Annotated in this window: 13 protein-coding genes; 4 read left to right on the top strand and 9 right to left on the bottom strand. The window is 52.6% G+C overall.

What is annotated here, in order from left to right; genetic code table 11:
- The first annotated feature begins 259 nt into the window (after positions 1-259).
- The 3 genes from ldtD to FDW92_RS04495 all read left to right on the top strand — a co-directional run bounded on the left by ldtD (position 260) and on the right by FDW92_RS04495 (position 3,413).
- Positions 260-2,011: a L,D-transpeptidase gene (ldtD, locus tag FDW92_RS04505; RefSeq protein ID WP_042309431.1), complete on the top strand. Its 1,752-nt coding sequence runs from the start codon at positions 260-262 to the stop codon at positions 2,009-2,011.
- Between the two features lie 177 nt (positions 2,012-2,188).
- A complete protein-coding gene (locus FDW92_RS04500) occupies positions 2,189-2,737 on the top strand; it encodes a YcbK family protein (RefSeq protein WP_003831948.1) in 549 nt (182 codons plus the stop codon).
- Positions 2,738-2,765: 28 nt separating this feature from the next.
- Positions 2,766-3,413 (top strand): MBL fold metallo-hydrolase, encoded by a 648-nt coding sequence (locus FDW92_RS04495; protein ID WP_042309428.1) that lies wholly within the window; start codon positions 2,766-2,768, stop codon positions 3,411-3,413.
- Between the two features lie 54 nt (positions 3,414-3,467).
- Here FDW92_RS04495 and aspC read toward each other — a convergent pair whose 3' ends face one another.
- The 4 genes from aspC to pncB form a co-directional block, all read right to left on the bottom strand.
- Positions 3,468-4,658 (bottom strand): aspartate transaminase, encoded by a 1,191-nt coding sequence (gene aspC / locus FDW92_RS04490; RefSeq protein ID WP_042309427.1) that lies wholly within the window; start codon positions 4,656-4,658, stop codon positions 3,468-3,470.
- Between the two features lie 183 nt (positions 4,659-4,841).
- Entirely contained in the window at positions 4,842-5,915 is a 1,074-nt protein-coding gene (ompF, locus tag FDW92_RS04485; protein WP_042309425.1) for a porin OmpF, read from the bottom strand.
- Positions 5,916-6,520: 605 nt separating this feature from the next.
- Positions 6,521-7,921, bottom strand: a complete 1,401-nt coding sequence (gene asnS, locus FDW92_RS04480) for an asparagine--tRNA ligase (RefSeq protein WP_042309423.1) — start codon at positions 7,919-7,921, stop codon at positions 6,521-6,523.
- Between the two features lie 166 nt (positions 7,922-8,087).
- Positions 8,088-9,290, bottom strand: coding sequence for a nicotinate phosphoribosyltransferase (pncB, locus tag FDW92_RS04475; protein ID WP_042309421.1), 1,203 nt, complete (start codon positions 9,288-9,290; stop codon positions 8,088-8,090).
- 266 nt (positions 9,291-9,556) lie between these two features.
- Between pncB and pepN the strand changes: the two genes are divergently transcribed.
- Positions 9,557-12,169: an aminopeptidase N gene (pepN, locus tag FDW92_RS04470; protein WP_042309419.1), complete on the top strand. Its 2,613-nt coding sequence runs from the start codon at positions 9,557-9,559 to the stop codon at positions 12,167-12,169.
- A gap of 96 nt (positions 12,170-12,265) precedes the next feature.
- Here pepN and ssuB read toward each other — a convergent pair whose 3' ends face one another.
- The 5 genes from ssuB to ssuE are packed head-to-tail and all read right to left on the bottom strand — an operon-like array spanning position 12,266 to position 16,517.
- Positions 12,266-13,033 (bottom strand): aliphatic sulfonates ABC transporter ATP-binding protein, encoded by a 768-nt coding sequence (gene ssuB / locus FDW92_RS04465; protein ID WP_042309417.1) that lies wholly within the window; start codon positions 13,031-13,033, stop codon positions 12,266-12,268.
- Positions 13,030-13,821 carry an aliphatic sulfonate ABC transporter permease SsuC gene (ssuC, locus tag FDW92_RS04460; protein WP_042309415.1) on the bottom strand — a complete coding sequence of 264 codons (792 nt, stop codon included), beginning with the start codon at positions 13,819-13,821 and terminating at the stop codon, positions 13,030-13,032. The genes ssuB and ssuC overlap by 4 nt, the downstream gene beginning before the upstream one ends.
- Positions 13,822-13,832: 11 nt before the next feature.
- Positions 13,833-14,978, bottom strand: coding sequence for an FMNH2-dependent alkanesulfonate monooxygenase (ssuD, locus tag FDW92_RS04455; protein WP_042309414.1), 1,146 nt, complete (start codon positions 14,976-14,978; stop codon positions 13,833-13,835).
- Positions 14,975-15,949, bottom strand: coding sequence for a sulfonate ABC transporter substrate-binding protein (locus FDW92_RS04450; RefSeq protein WP_042309412.1), 975 nt, complete (start codon positions 15,947-15,949; stop codon positions 14,975-14,977). The genes ssuD and FDW92_RS04450 overlap by 4 nt, the downstream gene beginning before the upstream one ends.
- Positions 15,942-16,517 carry an NADPH-dependent FMN reductase gene (ssuE, locus tag FDW92_RS04445; RefSeq protein WP_042309410.1) on the bottom strand — a complete coding sequence of 192 codons (576 nt, stop codon included), beginning with the start codon at positions 16,515-16,517 and terminating at the stop codon, positions 15,942-15,944. The genes FDW92_RS04450 and ssuE overlap by 8 nt, the downstream gene beginning before the upstream one ends.
- Positions 16,518-16,687 lie beyond the last annotated feature (170 nt).

Genomic DNA, 16,687 nt, shown 5'->3' with positions numbered 1-16,687 from the left:
GTAAGAAGGCGGCTAAATAGCCGCCTTCTTCTTTTCTGAAAAGCACATAATGCCTGGTGTAATTTCTTTAGACTTCTTTACATTAGGTTAGGCAAAAACTATTTGATGTTTATATACTAAAGGTAAGCCTAACTCGTGGCAGGCTTGCTAGTCATACTTCAGCGTGTATTGGCGTTTTACAGGTCCGACCCCAGCAAACAAAAGGGGAATGCTACGGCCTGGCTACTCAAAGTATGATAAAGAAAACAGGGGGCAAGGGATGTTGCTTAATAAAATGTGTGGTCGTCGGCTGTCGGCAATTAGTTTGTGCCTGGCCGTAACATTCGCTCCACTGTTCAATGCGCAGGCCGATGAGCCTGAAATGATCCCTGGCGATAGCTCAGCGTCCGTCAGTGAACAGCCAACAGCGTTACCGCAACCGCAGGTTCAATCTTCCGCGACTGCTATCATGGCGGGTATTCAACCGCTGCCGGAGGGCGTGTCTGTCGATAGCGCTCGCGCCAAATTACAATCTCAACTTCCCGCGGGCTTCACGCCGGTTTATATGAGCCAGCTGGAATTGCTGTATGCCGCTCGCGAAATGAAACCGATGTGGGAAAATCGAGATGCGGTAAAAGCGTTTCAGCAACAGTTAGCCGAGGTGGCGATTGCCGGATTTCAGCCGCAATTTACCACCTGGGTCGCATTGCTTACCGACCCGGCGGTAACGGGTCAGGCGCGAGACATCGTGCTTTCTGATGCCCTGATGGGATATCTGCACTTTATCGCAAATATCCCCGTCAAAGGTAATCGCTGGCTCTACAGTAATAAGCCCTATGCGCTGGCAACTCCGCCGATTTCCGTGATCAACCAATGGCAGGTGGCGCTGGATAATGGGCAACTGACGTCGTTTATTACCGGCCTGGCGCCTCAGCATCCGCAGTATGCAGCCATGCATGAATCGTTGTTAAAACTGGTGAGCGATACGCGTCCCTGGCCGCAGTTAACCAGTACCGCGACGCTGCGTCCTGGCGAGTGGAGTAACGATATCCCCGCGTTGCGTGAAATCTTACGCCGCACCGGGATGCTTGAATCAGTCGTCAGTACGGCTGCTAAAGAAGGGCGTAGCGCTTACGGCAGTGAACTGGTTGCGGCAGTGAAGCGTTTCCAGACGTGGCAGGGGTTGGGGGCCGATGGCGCCATTGGACCCGCAACGCGTGACTGGCTGAACGTAACGCCCGCTCAGCGTGCAGGTGTGCTGGCGTTGAATATTCAGCGTTTGCGCCTGCTGCCGAGTGATTTGTCTACCGGTATCATGGTGAATATTCCTGCCTACTCGCTGGTTTATTATCAGAACGGCAATCAGGTGCTAGCCTCACGCGTTATTGTCGGGCGTCCCGATCGCAAAACGCCGATGATGAGCAGTGCGCTGAATAATGTGGTCGTTAACCCACCGTGGAACGTACCGCCGACGCTGGCACGTAAAGATATTCTGCCTAAGGTGTGGAATGACCCGGGATACCTTGAGCGTCACGGCTATACCGTAATGCGCGGCTGGAATAGCAAAGAGACGATAGATCCATGGCAGGTTGACTGGGCGACCATTACCGCATCGAATCTGCCGTTCCGCTTCCAGCAGGCGCCGGGCGCGCGTAACTCGCTCGGCCGTTATAAATTTAATATGCCGAGTTCAGATGCTATTTATCTGCACGATACGCCAAACCACAACCTGTTCCAGAAAGATACGCGGGCGCTTAGCTCAGGCTGCGTGCGTGTGAATAAGGCATCTGAGCTGGCGAATATGCTGCTACAGGATGCGGGCTGGAATGATACGCGCATCTCGGACGCCCTGAAGCAAGGGGATACGCGGTACGTGAATATTCGTCAGAATATTCCGGTCAATCTTTACTACCTGACCGCGTTTGTGGGGGCGGATGGGCGGACGCAGTATCGTACAGATATTTACAATTACGATCTGACAGCGCGATCCAGCGCACAAATTGTGTCAAAAGCCGAACAATTAATCAGATAAATGAAGCAGTTCGAGGAAAATGATTGTCGTAAGTTATGTTGGAAATGGGGCTAAATGGCTGCAAGCCCCGTATTTCCTGGGGTTGGGAGCCTTGACGTGGACTACTTAGCCAGATAAGGTTTCCCGCGTGCGCTAGAGCATACATACGATAACATTGACCTTGTAGACCTTAATACCATGGACAAATTTGACGCTAATCGCCGCAAACTGCTGGCGCTTGGTGGCATTGCCCTCGGCGCTGCCATCCTGCCTACGCCTGCGTTTGCCACACTCTCCACCCCACGTCCGCGTATATTGACTCTGAATAACCTGCATACCGGTGAGTCAATAAAAGCAGAGTTTTTTGATGGCAGGGGCTATATTCAGGACGAATTAGCAAAACTTAACCACTTTTTCCGTGATTTTCGGGCCAATAAAGTGAAATCCATTGACCCGGGATTGTTTGACCAACTCTTCCGTCTGCAGGGTCTGCTGGGCACGCGTAAACCCGTACAGCTGATCTCTGGCTATCGCTCAATCGATACCAATAATGAACTCCGTGCGCGCAGCCGTGGTGTCGCTAAGAAAAGCTACCACACGAAAGGCCAGGCTATGGATTTCCATATTGAAGGCATCGCATTAAGTAATATTCGCAAAGCTGCGTTATCTATGCGCGCAGGTGGTGTAGGATACTACCCCAGCAGTAACTTTGTGCATATTGACACCGGACCTGCACGGCACTGGTGATCCGTAAGCTTAATGAAACAGGAGCTGTATGAACTATCGTATTATTCCGGTCACTGCATTTGCCCAGAACTGCTCGTTAATCTGGTGTGAGCAGACACGTCTGGCCGCGCTGGTCGATCCCGGCGGCGATGCCGGGAAAATCAAACAGGAAGTGGATGCCAGCGGTCTGACGCTTATGCAGATCCTGCTTACCCATGGTCATCTTGACCACGTAGGGGCGGCGGCTGAACTGGCACAGCATTATGGTGTACCGGTTATTGGCCCGGAAAAAGAAGATGAGTTCTGGTTACAGGGGTTGCCTGCTCAGAGCCGGATGTTTGGCCTGGGAGATTGTGAGCCGCTGACGCCCGATCGCTGGTTAAATGAAGGCGATCGGGTAAGCGTGGGTAATGTCACATTACAGGTGCTCCATTGTCCCGGTCACACGCCAGGGCATGTGGTCTTCTTTGATGAGCAGTCAAAGTTACTGATTTCGGGTGACGTGATTTTCAAAGGTGGCGTAGGGCGCAGTGATTTCCCGCGCGGCGATCACAGTCAATTGATCGATTCGATTAAACGTAAACTGTTGCCGCTGGGCGATGACGTGACGTTTATTCCGGGCCACGGTCCACTTTCTACGCTGGGCCACGAACGGTTACATAACCCGTTTCTGCAGGATGAAATGCCTGTCTGGTAAAACCGCAGATAAATAAAAAGGCCGCGATTGCGGCCTTTTTTTGTGCGCTATTGATTACAGTACTGCGACAATCGCTTCGCACAGCGGCGCCATGTTATCTGGCGTCATTCCGGCTACGTTTACACGTCCGGAAGCGACGGCATAGACACCAAACTCTTCACGCAGGCGCAGAACCTGCTCTTTGGTCAGGCCGCTGAATGAGAACATGCCGTTTTGTTTGATGATAAAGCTGAAGTCGCGGCTTGCACCTTTCTCCTGCAGCGTATTCACGAACAGTAAACGCATGCGCTGAATGCGTTGGCGCATATCAGTCAGCTCTTGTTCCCAGATGGCGCGCAGCGCGTCGTTGCTCAGAATCGTAGCGACTACGGATGCGCCGTGTGCAGGCGGGTTGGAATAGTTAGCACGAATGGCTGATTTCATCTGGCTAAACGCGCGGTCAACGGTTTCAGCATCGGCTGCAACCAACGTACAGGCACCTACGCGCTCATTGTACAAACCAAAGTTCTTGGAGTAGGAGCTGGCGACGATCAGCTCTTTGTGCAGTGCCGCGAATGCGCGCAGACCTTCCGCATCTTCTTCCAGACCACGGGCAAAACCCTGGTAGGCGAAGTCAAACAGCGGCAACCAACCTTTATCGACGGAAAGCTGAGCCAGCGTTTGCCACTGCTCCAGCGTAGGATCGATACCGGTTGGGTTATGGCAGCAGCCGTGGAATAACACCACGTCGCCTGCCTGCGCTTCGCTGAGGCTTGCCAGCATCGCATCAAAGTCTAATGAATGGTTTGCCGCATCGTAATAATTATATTCACGAACTTCCAGACCGGCAGAGTTAAAGACGCTCTTATGGTTCGGCCAGCTCGGGTTGCTTACCCAAACGCGTTTAGCCGAGGTGTTTTTTGCCAGGAAATCAGCTGCTACACGCAGTGCGCCAGTGCCGCCTGGGGTCTGTGCCGTACGTGCGCGTTTGTCGTTGATAAGCGAACTCTCTTTGCCAAACAGTAATTCCTGAGTGCAACGACCAAACTCTGGAATACCGTCAATGCCAAGGTAGTTTTTGGTGGTTTCATTTTCCAGTATATATTGCTCGGCTTTTTTAACGCTGGTCAGTACCGGCGTTTTGCCTGTCTCATCTTTATATACACCGATCCCGAGGTTTATTTTTCCTGGGCGGTCATCGGCACGAAACAAATCAGCCAGACCCAAAATGGGGTCGGCAGGAGCGGCGGTAATGTTCTCAAACATGACGAGGTTCCATAGTGATTACAGAAGAGAAGTCCGCTATCAGGTTAACGGTAGATTTACAAAATGCCAACCGTTACTGACGAAAAGCTGAGGTGTTTTTTTAAGACGCAAGAATCCGCTAGCAGAGATAAAAAAACAGGACCGAAGTCCTGTTTTTTAGGCATTTAACAAAGAGGTCTGCTATTAGAACTGGTAAACGATACCCACTGCAACGGTGTCGTCAGAGCCTACGCCCAGTTTGTTGTCAGAATCGATCTGGTTGATGATGTAATCAACATAGGTGGACATGTTTTTGTTGAAGTAGTAAGTCGCACCCACTTCGAAGTAGTTCACCAGATCTACGTCACCGATACCTTCAATGTCCTTACCTTTAGATTTGGTATAGGCGAGGGACGGACGCAGGCCGAAGTCGAACTGATACTGGGCAACCAACAGCACGTCTTCAGTTTTGTTAGCATAACCGTTAGCGATACGGGTTGCGTTGTGGGTTTCGCTGTAGTTCGCCGCCAGGTAGATGTTGTTCGCATCGTACTTAACGCCGGTCGCCCACTGCTCAGCTTTGTCGCCATGACCGCGCAGAGCCGGGTTTTGTTGAGCATCGGTACGGTCAGCCGCACCATAAGCACCTACGATACCGAAGCCGTCGAATTCGTAGCTGATAGAACCGCCAACGCCATCGCCGTTAGAGCGACGAACGTCATCACGCTCGTTTTTGCCCAAGTACTGAACGGCGAAGTTCAGGCCTTCAACCAGACCGAAGAAGTTGGAGTTACGGTAGGTTGCGAGACCGCCGTTACGCTGGGAGAAGAACTGGTCAGAAGCGGCGGTATCACCACCGAATTCTGGCAGCATATCGGTGTAACCCAGTGCATCGTATACGACACCGTAGTTACGACCGTAGTCGAAGGAGCCTGCATCGCCGAATTTCAGACCGGCAAACGCCAGACGAGTTTTGTTACCGTCCTGCGCGTTTGAGCCTTCAGCATTGTTGCCGGCAAAGTTGTATTCCCACTGGCCGTAGCCGGTCAGTTGGTCGTTAATCTGAGTTTCCCCTTTGAAACCAAGACGGGCGTATGTCTGATCGCCGTTAGCAGCGTAGGCATTTTCACCGTTGTGCTTGGAAAAATAGTGCAGACCTACGGCTTTACCGTAGATATCTACTTTGTTGCCATCTTTGTTATAAACTTCTGCAGCGTTAGCTGCCCCGGCTACCAGCAGAGCAGGGATAACCACTGCCAGAATATTGCGCTTCATCATTATTTATTACCCTCATCGGTTTTTATATGACACCTGCCACTGCCGCCAATAAATTCCGTCAATTAAAATTTACGGAACTATTGATGAGAGTTTGGTGTCTTTATGTGTCTGACAGGCATCTTTCCATTCAAACTACCGTTTCGCTACTCTCAAAGTGCTACAAATATAAAGATTTAGTTTCAAAAAGAAAAAATATGTAACAAGATGTTATTTTTGTGCAACTTTGTGAACAACTTCAAAGTTCAGATGTCTGCGCGCTAAAAATCGCCGCCGTTATTTCTATTTATATGATTTTCTTATGTTTAATTTTGCTAAGACCGCTTTTTCTCTGCTGTGACTAAAAGGACTGATTTTACCGAAGGCAATTTATGGACATCTGGATTGCTATGTAAAAGGTTAAAAAATGTACTATTTAATCAGAAAATGCTAATCCACAATAAAATTGCTGATTATTTTTTGTGCAAATGTGTTGCGGTGAAATATTACGTAACAGGAAGAGGGGAATCGAAGGGTTGTATTTAACGTGTGATGGGGATCCCTGTTACGTGGAGCGGTTACAAAAAAGGCCAGCAATGAATGCTGGCCTTTGAATTAAAAATTCAGCTTTAGAAGCTGGCGTTACGCGGAGTACGTGGGAACGGAATGACATCACGGACGTTCTGCACGCCAGTAACGTAGGCAATCAGACGCTCGAAGCCTAAGCCGAAGCCGGAATGCGGAACAGTACCGTAGCGGCGCAGGTCGCGATACCACCAGTAATCTTCTTTGTTCAGACCCATCTCCAGCATACGGGCATCCAGCACGTCCAGACGCTCTTCACGCTGAGAACCACCGATGATTTCACCGATTCCCGGGGCCAGTACGTCCATTGCCGCAACGGTTTTACCGTCTTCGTTAAGGCGCATATAAAACGCTTTAATATCTTTCGGATAGTTTTTAACCACGACTGGCGCTTTGAAGTGCTCTTCAGCAAGATAACGTTCGTGCTCGGAAGAGAGATCCACACCCCAGTAAACCGGGTTTTCAAACTGTTTGCCGCATTTTTCGAGAATGCTTACCGCGTCGGTGTAGTCCACCTGCGCGAAGTCGGCGTCAATGAAACGTTCCAGGCGTGAAATCGCATCTTTGTCGACACGTTCAGCGAAGAATTTCATATCATCCGCGCGCTCTGCCAGTACGGCCTTGAAAGCATACTTCAGCATGGCTTCAGCGAGGCCTGCCACGTCGTCCAGGTTGGCGAAAGCCACTTCTGGCTCCAGCATCCAGAACTCCGCCAGGTGACGGCTGGTGTTAGAGTTTTCTGCACGGAACGTCGGGCCAAAGGTATAAATTTTGGACAGGGCGCAGGCGTAGGTTTCGCCGTTCAACTGACCAGAAACGGTCAGGAAGGCTTCTTTACCGAAGAAGTCTTTATCGAAATCAACTTTTCCCTGATCGTTACGCGGCAGGTTTTCCAGATCCAGCGTAGAAACGCGGAACATTTCACCCGCACCTTCCGTATCGGAAGCTGTAATCAGCGGCGTGGATACCCAAAAGAAACCCTGCTCGTGGAAAAAACGATGCAGCGCTTGCGCCAGCGTATGACGTACACGCGCTACCGCACCAATCATGTTGGTACGCGGACGCATATGCGCGACTTCACGCAGATACTCAATGCTGTGACGCTTGGCCGCCATCGGGTAGGTGTCAGGATCTTCAACCCAGCCCGCGACTTCAACCTCAGTGGTCTGAATTTCAAAGCTCTGTCCCTGTCCAGGCGACGCAACGACTTTACCCGTTACGATAACTGAACAGCCCGTTGTCAGGCGCAATACGTCCTGATTGTAATTGGGCAGAGAATTATTGATGACGGCCTGTACAGGATCAAAGCAGGAACCGTCATAAACGGCGAGGAAGGAGATGCCAGCTTTTGAATCTCGGCGGGTACGCACCCATCCGCGCACGGTGACTTCGCTGTCAACGGCTACGCGGCCCTGGAGTACGTCGGCTACAGGCACAACGCTCATAATATTCTCTCTGTTAATAGTCGGATATATAAACACATGTCCACCCGTAATGGGGGGGATACCTATGTTACCTGGCATCTGCAATCAGACAAGCAGAATTCGTTGCTGGAGTGAAAGATTTCGGAAATAAACGCGAAAAGGGAGCCGATGTGGCTCCCTGTGAGGATTAACTGGCTTTTTTAATATGCGGCAAATCGAAAGCTTTGCGCAACGCACGAACAAACGCTTTATCGTGGCAGATGGTTTTGCCGGGGCTGTCAGATAACTTCGCCACCGGTTTACCGTTACACTCCACCAGCTTGATAACAATATTGAGTGGCTTAACCTGCGGAATATCACACGTTAGCCGTGTACCAATGCCAAAACTCAACTGTACGCGAGAAGAGAAGTGGCGGTAGAGCTCAATCGCTTTTTTCAGATCGAGGTTATCTGAGAACACCAGCGTTTTGCTCAGCGGATCAATCCCCAGTTTTTCATAATGGGCAATGGCTTTTTCACCCCATTCTACCGGATCGCCTGAGTCGTGACGTAAGCCCTGGTAACGGGTCGCAAACTCGACGCCAAAGTCGCGTAAAAACGCGTCCATGGTGATGCAGTCGGTCAGTGCAATCCCGAGTTGGTCAGGATATTCATTTAACCATGCGGCCAGCGCAACACGCTGGCTGGTGGCAAGCTCTGGGCTGATTTGCTGATGAGCCTGGAACCACTCATGCGCCTGTGTACCCATCGGGGTTAATGACAGACGGCGGGCGAGATCGTAGTTGCTGGTGCCGACAAACCAGGATTCTTGCTGCAAGCGTTTAACAATGGCCTGCTGTACTTCGCGTGAAAAACGACGGCGCGTACCGAAATCCATCAGATGGAAGCGGGACATATCGACATCTTTCGTTAAAGCAGAGAATTCGACTAGTTTGCTTTCCAGCTCATTGAGTGCCTGTGGAACGCCTGATTCGGGCGAACGGTAACGGTGCACCAGTTCGCTGATAACTGCCAGCAGCGGGACTTCCCACATGATCACTTCACGCCATGGACCGGTTAAGCGGATGTTCAGCTTACCGTTATCGTTGGTGACGCAAACTTGTTCCGGCTTATAACGGAAATCGCGTAACCAGGCGAGGTAATCAGCTTTAAAGAAAGGCAGGCCGGAGAGCCACTGGTACTCGTCCTCCTGCAGCCGCAGGTGCTGCATAGCATTCACCTGCTCACGAATAGCATCAGCGTAAATACCGAGCAGGTCATCGCCACGGCAACGAAATTCAGCCGCTACTTGTACATCATAGTAGTGGTGAAAAACGGCTTGCTGCATATGCAACTTATAAGCGTCTGTATCCAGCAGCGAGTGCAGAACAGGAGAAGCGAATTGTGTCATAGGTGCGCAGTAGCATCCTCTCACGGGAGCGTTTAGTACAATAAACAACTAAGAAAACCGCTGGAGTATACCCTGTTTAGCGATTTATTGAACCCCGATCACACCATAAGCTCTCTTTCTGGTCGAGGGCAATTCGTGCCACGTGTTATGAAAATGTAGCAAAAAGGGTGTTTGTGCCTGAAAAGATGAACATTCTGCGTAGCGCGATTTACGCAACAGGAATAGACTGAAGCCGAGACTCTACCAAAGATGCTAAAGGTTTTTTTATGACACAACAGCCACAAGCCAAATACCGTCACGACTATCGTGCGCCGGATTACCAGATTACTGATATTGACTTGACCTTTGACCTGGATGCTGAAAAAACCGTGGTCACCGCAGTGAGCCAGGCTGTCCGTCATGGTGCGTCCGATGCGCCCCTGCGGCTGAATGGCGAAGATCTGACCCTGGTGTCAATCCACGTGAACGACGAACCGTGGACAGCATATAAAGAAGAAGAGGGCGCTCTGGTTATCAGTCAGCTGCCGGAACGTTTTACGCTGCAGATCGTGAATGAGATTAGTCCGGCGGCCAATACCGCGCTGGAAGGACTGTATAAGTCCGGCGATGCGCTGTGCACCCAGTGTGAAGCGGAAGGGTTCCGCCATATTACCTGGTATCTCGACAGACCCGATGTTCTGGCGCGTTTTACCACCAAAATTATCGCCGATAAAACCCAATATCCGTTCCTGCTCTCTAACGGCAACCGCGTGGCGCAGGGTGAACTGGAAAACGGTCGGCACTGGGTGCAGTGGCAGGATCCGTTCCCGAAACCGTGCTATCTGTTTGCGCTGGTAGCCGGTGATTTCGATGTCCTGCGTGACACCTTTACCACCCGCTCAGGACGAGAAGTGGCGCTGGAACTGTACGTCGATCGCGGCAATCTGGACCGTGCGCCGTGGGCAATGACCTCGCTGAAAAACTCCATGAAATGGGATGAGGAGCGTTTCGGCCTCGAGTATGACCTCGACATCTATATGATTGTCGCCGTTGATTTCTTCAATATGGGCGCGATGGAGAATAAAGGTCTGAACATCTTTAACTCCAAATATGTGCTGGCCCGCACCGATACGGCCACCGACAAAGACTATCTCGATATTGAACGCGTTATTGGTCACGAATATTTCCATAACTGGACCGGCAACCGTGTGACCTGTCGCGACTGGTTCCAGTTGAGTCTGAAAGAGGGTTTAACCGTGTTCCGCGATCAGGAGTTCAGTTCCGATCTCGGCTCACGCGCGGTAAACCGTATCAGCAATGTACGTACCATGCGCGGCTTGCAGTTTGCCGAAGACGCCAGTCCGATGGCGCACCCTATCCGCCCGGATATGGTCATCGAAATGAACAACTTCTATACCCTGACCGTGTACGAAAAAGGTGCTGAAGTCATTCGTATGATCCACACCCTGCTGGGTGAGGCTAACTTCCAGAAAGGGATGCAGCTGTACTTTGAGCGTCATGACGGCAGCGCTGCTACCTGTGATGATTTTGTGCAGGCGATGGAAGATGCGTCCAACGTCGACCTCTCACATTTCCGTCGCTGGTACAGTCAGTCCGGTACGCCGATTCTGACCGTGCGTGATGACTACAATCCGTCAACGGAACAATACACGCTGACCATCAGTCAGCGTACGCCAGCCACGCCGGATCAGGCCGAGAAACAACCGCTGCATATTCCTTTCGCCCTCGAGTTGTATGACAACGAAGGGAAAGTGATCCCGCTACAAAAAGGCGGGCATCCGGTGAATGCCGTGCTCAACGTGACCCAGGCAGAACAGACGTTTGTCTTTGATAACGTCTACTTCCAGCCGGTTCCGGCACTGCTGTGCGAATTCTCCGCACCGGTAAAACTGGAATACAAATGGAGCGATCAGCAACTAACCTTCCTGATGCGTCATGCGCGTAACGATTTCTCGCGTTGGGATGCGGCGCAAAGTCTGCTGGCGACCTATATTAAGCTCAACGTTGCCCGTCATCAGCAGGGACAGCCGCTGTCGCTGCCGGTACATGTGGCCGATGCATTCCGCGCGATTTTGCTCGATGAGAAAATCGATCCGGCGCTGGCGGCAGAAATCCTGACGTTGCCTTCGGTGAATGAAATTGCCGAACTGTTCGACATCATTGATCCCGTGGCGATAACGGAGGTTCGCGAAGCATTGACCCGCACTCTGGCGGCTGAACTGGCGGATGAATTCCTCGCCATCTATAACGCTAATCATCTTGACGAGTACCGCGTTGAGCATGCTGATATTGGCAAACGTACGCTGCGCAATGCCTGCCTGCGCTTCCTGGCCTTTGGCGAAACCCATCTGGCTGACACGCTGGTCAGCAAGCAGTACCGTGAAGCGAACAATATGACTGACGCCCTGGCGGCGCTGTCCGCTGCTGTGGCGGCGCAACTGCCATGCCGCGACGCATTGATGCAGGAGTATGACGATAAGTGGCATCATGACGGTCTGGTGATGGATAAATGGTTTATCCTGCAATCCACCAGCCCGGCGAGAAACGTGCTGGAAACGGTACGCGGTCTGCTGAAGCATCGTTCCTTCAGTATGAGTAATCCGAACCGCATCCGTTCGCTGATTGGTGCTTTTGCGGGCAGCAACCCGGCGGCTTTCCATGCGGAAGATGGCAGCGGTTATCAGTTCCTGGTCGACATGCTGACTGAACTGAACAGCCGCAATCCGCAGGTGGCGTCACGTCTGATTGAGCCGTTGATTCGTTTAAAACGTTATGATGCCAAACGTCAGGCGAAGATGCGTGCGGCGCTGGAACAGTTGAAAGGCCTCGAGAATCTCTCCGGCGATCTGTTTGAGAAGATTGACAAAGCGTTAGCCTGAAACGTTGACCTGTAGTTTAGTAGGCCGGATAAGGCGGTAACGCCGCCATCCGGCAAAAGGCCCGGTAAGCGCTACCGGGCCTTGTTTTCTGAGTGTTTATCCATGTCGACGGATCGGTTGTTCCGTCTCGCCGCGTTTCATAACCCGGTTCAACACTTCCGCTTCCAGCTCGGCTAACCGCACCGATCCCAAACGGCGGGGGCGCTGAATATCCACCGTCAGATCCAGCCCGATTTTGCCATCTTCGATCAACAGCACGCGGTCTGCCATCGCGACGGCCTCACTGACATCGTGCGTCACCAGCAGCACCGTAAAGCCGTGATCCTGCCACAGCGAGACGATCAGATCCTGCATCTCAAGACGGGTTAACGCATCCAGCGCGCCGAGCGGTTCATCCAGTAACAACAGACCAGGGCGGTGAATTAATGCCCGCGCCAGGGCCACGCGCTGTTTTTGCCCGCCAGACAGGGCGGCAGGCCACTCCTGTGCCCGGTTTTCCAGGCCAACAGCGGCCAACGCATTACGGGCCGCATCGCGCCATTGACCTTTCAGCCCCAGACCAACGTTATCGATAACCGTTTTCCATGGCAGCAGACGCGCATCCTGAAACATCATGCGTGTATCATCCTGAATCTCTGCCAGTGGGGTGGTTCCGGCAAGTAATGCGCCTGAAGTGGGCGATTCCAGCCCAGCCAGCAGGCGCAGCAAGGTGCTTTTGCCACCGCCGCTGCGGCCCACTACGGCAACAAATTGCCCTGCCGGAATATGCAGATCTAATTGATTCAGCACCGTATTGGCGGCGTATTGTTTGGTCACTGCGCTCAGCAAAAGCGGCGTACCCTGATTCAAGCGAGCGGTATTCATACAGTAGCCTCCTTCACATGGTAAGCCGGGTTCCAGCGCAGCCAGATCCGCTCCAGCAGTTGGGCGCTGACATCGGCAAGTTTGCCGAGCAGGGCATAGAGAATGATGGCCACTACCACCACGTCGGTTTGCAGAAATTCTCGGGCATTCATCGCCAGATAACCAATGCCGGCATTGGCTGAAATAGTCTCCGCAACGATCAGCGTCAGCCACATCAGGCCGAGAGCAAAACGTACGCCAACCATAATCGAGGGCAGGGCGCCGGGGAGGATCACATGGATAAACAGTGAAAAGCCGGACAACCCATAGCTGCGCGCCATCTCCACCAGGCCGCGATCGATATTGCGGATCCCGTGCCAGGTGTTGATGTAAATCGGGAACAGAGTGCCCAAGGCGACGAGAAAGATTTTGGCGGATTCATCAATGCCGAACCACAAAATCACCAGCGGGATCAGCGCCAGATGGGGGACGTTACGCAGCATCTGTACCGACGTATCCAACAGGCGTTCCCCCCAGCGTGAAAGACCGCTAATGAGTCCCAGCATCAAACCTAACGATCCACCGATCGAGAATCCGATCAGCGCGCGCCAGGAGCTGATCGCCAGATGCTGCCAAAGCTCGCCGCTGGCGGAGAGCGTCCAGAAGGCTTCGACCACGCCCTCCGGGGAGGGCAGGATGCGGGTTGATAGCCAGCCCATTGACGAGGCTATCTGCCAGAGCGCCACCAGACCTACCGGCAAAAACCAGGGGGCAAGGCGCAATAACCACCTGTTTTTCGGTGTTGTCATCAGCGTGCTCCTTAGCTTTGCGCGACCTTACGAGGAATAAATTCGTTAGCCACCGCTTCGCCTTGTTGGTGCAGACGCTGTGGCTGTGGAATTTCAGGGATCGATACATCCAGATGCGGGAACAGTAGCTCGCCAACTTTGTATGCCTCTTCCAGATGCGGATACCCCGACAGCACAAAACTGTCGATACCCAGCGCGGCATACTCGTTGATACGCGCCGCGACGGTAGGGCCGTCACCGACCAGCGCGGTCCCGGCGCCGCCACGCACCAGTCCAACGCCAGCCCACAGGTTTGGGCTAATCTCCAGTTTGTCGCGTTTACCGTTATGCAGTGCGGCCATCCGCTGCTGGCCAACCGAATCCGTTCTTGAGAAGGCGGCCTGAGCTTTGGCAATCGTGTCGTCATCAAGATGAGAAATCAGACGTTCCGCTGCCTGCCACGCCTCATCAGTCGTCTCCCGCACGATCACATGCAAACGAATACCGAAGCGGATCTTACGTCCAAGCGCTGTCGCTTTGACCCGCACTTGCTCAATCTTCTCTTTCACCTGTTCAGGCGGCTCGCCCCAGGTCAGATAGAGATCAACCTGCTCGGCAGCCAGGTCTTGCGCGACATCGGAAGAACCGCCGAAATAAAGTGGCGGCCAGGGTTGTTGTACGGGAGGAAAAAACAGCTTCGCGCCGCGGACGTGCATATGTTTGCCGTTGAAATCGACAGTTTCCCCCTGTAACAGCCGACGCCAGATCTGGGTGAATTCAGCAGAAGCTTCATAGCGCTCGGTATGATCAAGAAACACGCCGTCGCCAGCCAGCTCCTGTGGATCGCTACCGGTCACCAGGTTAAACAGCGCCCGGCCGTTAGAGAGTCTGTCGAGCGTTGCTGCCTGGCGCGCGGCAACCGTTGGCGATGTTACGCTTGGACGCAGCGCGACCAAAAACTTGAGCCGCTGAGTAACAGGGATCATGGAGGCGGCTACCAGCCAGGCATCTTCACAGGAGCGACCGGTTGGGATCAACACGCCGGTAAATCCCAGGCGATCGGCGGCCTGTGCGATTTGCTGCAGATAACTGTGATCGACCGGACGCGAGCCTTCTTCCGTCCCCAGATAGTGGCCATCCCCGTGGGTAGGTAAAAACCAGAACATGTTCAGACTCATAATTTTGCTCCTGTCTGCTGAGTGGGTTGCCAGATACGCTGGCGAATATCGATTTTTTTCGGCACCAGACGATTGTCATAAAACAGATCGGCGGTTTGTTGTTGCAGAGCGGCAACAGAGGCGCTGACGGGCGAGATGGTCGTTGGCGGCCGGTGATCAAGATAAGACGCAATCACCGGCTCTGGCAGCCCCATGGTTTTGGCCAGCAGGGTAATACTTTGTTGGCGCTGGCTGAGGGTTAACGCATCGGCCTGGCTAAAGGTATCCAGCACACTAAGCACAAATGCCCCATTTTTCTCGGCATAAGGACGCGCGGCGAGATAAAAGGAGCCGGTCTGTTTGAGATCTGAGCCGTCTTTTAGCACGCGCACATCACCCTGCAGCAACGCGGCGGAATAGTAAGGATCCCAGATAGCCCACGCATCAACGTTACCTTGCTGGAAGGCTGCTCTGGCATCTGCGGGTGTCAGATATGTTGGTTGAATATCGGTAAATTTCAGCCCGGCCTGTTGTAAGGCTCGCAGCAGTAAATTGTGGGCGCTGGAACCTTTCTGGAAGGCGACTTTATGCCCTTTGAGCTGCGCCACGCTCTGGATCGGGCTGTTTTTGGGCACCAGAATCACTTCGGCTTTTGGTTTGGGCGGCTCGACGCCAACGTAAACCAGATCGGCTCCAGCGGCCTGGGCGAAAATCGGTGGAATGTCACCGGTACTGCCGAGATCAATACTGCCAATATTGAGTGCTTCCAGCATTTGCGGCCCTGCCGGGAACTCAATCCACGAGATTTTGGTCTGTGGGTAGCGTTTCTCCAGTAGCTGATGGCTTTTAGCCAGCACCATGCTGACGCTCCCTTTCTGGTAGCCTATGCGCAGCGCGTCTGGTGCAGACTCTGCGGCATGGGCGAGCGTTGAAAGTGACAGCAATCCGGTCAACGCCAGCCAAGGCGTGTGACGTTTGAGCAGATTAAGCATGGGCGGCACCTCGCAGAGCATTCAATTGAGGGAGTTGGACGTCGCGACGATGCAACGCCAGCCAGAAGGTGTCGAGCGCATTGTCCAGACGCAGTTGCAGGTTGGGCGTAAACTGCGGTTTATGTTGATAATCAATCACCTGTGAATCATCAGCAAAAACACCGTGCAGGATTTCCTGGGCTTTTAACGCGCTCAGCACCGGCTTAAGTGCGTAATCAACGGCCAGTAAATGCGCAACGGTACCGCCTGTTGCCAGTGGCAAAACCACTTTGCCTTCCAGTGCGCGTTCGGGAAGCAGGTCGAGCAACGTTTTCAACGCACCGGAGTAAGCTGCTTTGTAGACTGGTGTTGCCACAATCAATCCGTCGGCGTCGTGTAGTTGTTCGACAAAGGTTTTCAGCGCCGGGCTGTCGAAGCGCGCATAAATCAGGTCTTCTGGGGCAAAGTTGTGCAGATTCCAGTGACAGACTTCGACATCCTGGCTGTTCAGTTTTTCTCGGGCGTATTCCAGTAACGCGCTGGAGCGAGAGGGGAAGCGTGGGCTTCCCGCCAGAGTAATGACGCGCATAAGTTCAATCTCCCCTTATAACCAATTGTTCGCTTTTATTTAACCTTGATAACAATTTGTGCAGTCTGGCAGAGAGATTTTGTTTATCGAAATGATTTATACGGCATAGAAAAGTTGAAAAGTGAATAAAACGGCTGAAGCAGGAAAACGATTGCTATTTATTGCCGCAG

Origin of the sequence: Citrobacter sp. wls706 (assembly GCF_005281305.1) — a bacterium.
GTDB lineage: Bacteria > Pseudomonadota > Gammaproteobacteria > Enterobacterales > Enterobacteriaceae > Citrobacter > Citrobacter werkmanii.
This window is presented reverse-complemented; position numbering and strand designations above follow the sequence as displayed.

Excerpts from the sequence above, each read along its gene's own strand:
- ldtD (WP_042309431.1), top strand. The coding sequence starts at position 260 with ATGTTGCTTAATAAAATGTGTGGTCGTCGGCTGTCGGCAATTAGTTTG.
- FDW92_RS04500 (WP_003831948.1), top strand. The coding sequence starts at position 2,189 with ATGGACAAATTTGACGCTAATCGCCGCAAACTGCTGGCGCTTGGTGGC.
- FDW92_RS04495 (WP_042309428.1), top strand. The coding sequence starts at position 2,766 with ATGAACTATCGTATTATTCCGGTCACTGCATTTGCCCAGAACTGCTCG.
- aspC (WP_042309427.1), bottom strand. The coding sequence starts at position 4,658 with ATGTTTGAGAACATTACCGCCGCTCCTGCCGACCCCATTTTGGGTCTG.
- ompF (WP_042309425.1), bottom strand. The coding sequence starts at position 5,915 with ATGATGAAGCGCAATATTCTGGCAGTGGTTATCCCTGCTCTGCTGGTA.
- asnS (WP_042309423.1), bottom strand. The coding sequence starts at position 7,921 with ATGAGCGTTGTGCCTGTAGCCGACGTACTCCAGGGCCGCGTAGCCGTT.
- pncB (WP_042309421.1), bottom strand. The coding sequence starts at position 9,290 with ATGACACAATTCGCTTCTCCTGTTCTGCACTCGCTGCTGGATACAGAC.
- pepN (WP_042309419.1), top strand. The coding sequence starts at position 9,557 with ATGACACAACAGCCACAAGCCAAATACCGTCACGACTATCGTGCGCCG.
- ssuB (WP_042309417.1), bottom strand. The coding sequence starts at position 13,033 with ATGAATACCGCTCGCTTGAATCAGGGTACGCCGCTTTTGCTGAGCGCA.
- ssuC (WP_042309415.1), bottom strand. The coding sequence starts at position 13,821 with ATGACAACACCGAAAAACAGGTGGTTATTGCGCCTTGCCCCCTGGTTT.
- ssuD (WP_042309414.1), bottom strand. The coding sequence starts at position 14,978 with ATGAGTCTGAACATGTTCTGGTTTTTACCTACCCACGGGGATGGCCAC.
- FDW92_RS04450 (WP_042309412.1), bottom strand. The coding sequence starts at position 15,949 with ATGCTTAATCTGCTCAAACGTCACACGCCTTGGCTGGCGTTGACCGGA.
- ssuE (WP_042309410.1), bottom strand. The coding sequence starts at position 16,517 with ATGCGCGTCATTACTCTGGCGGGAAGCCCACGCTTCCCCTCTCGCTCC.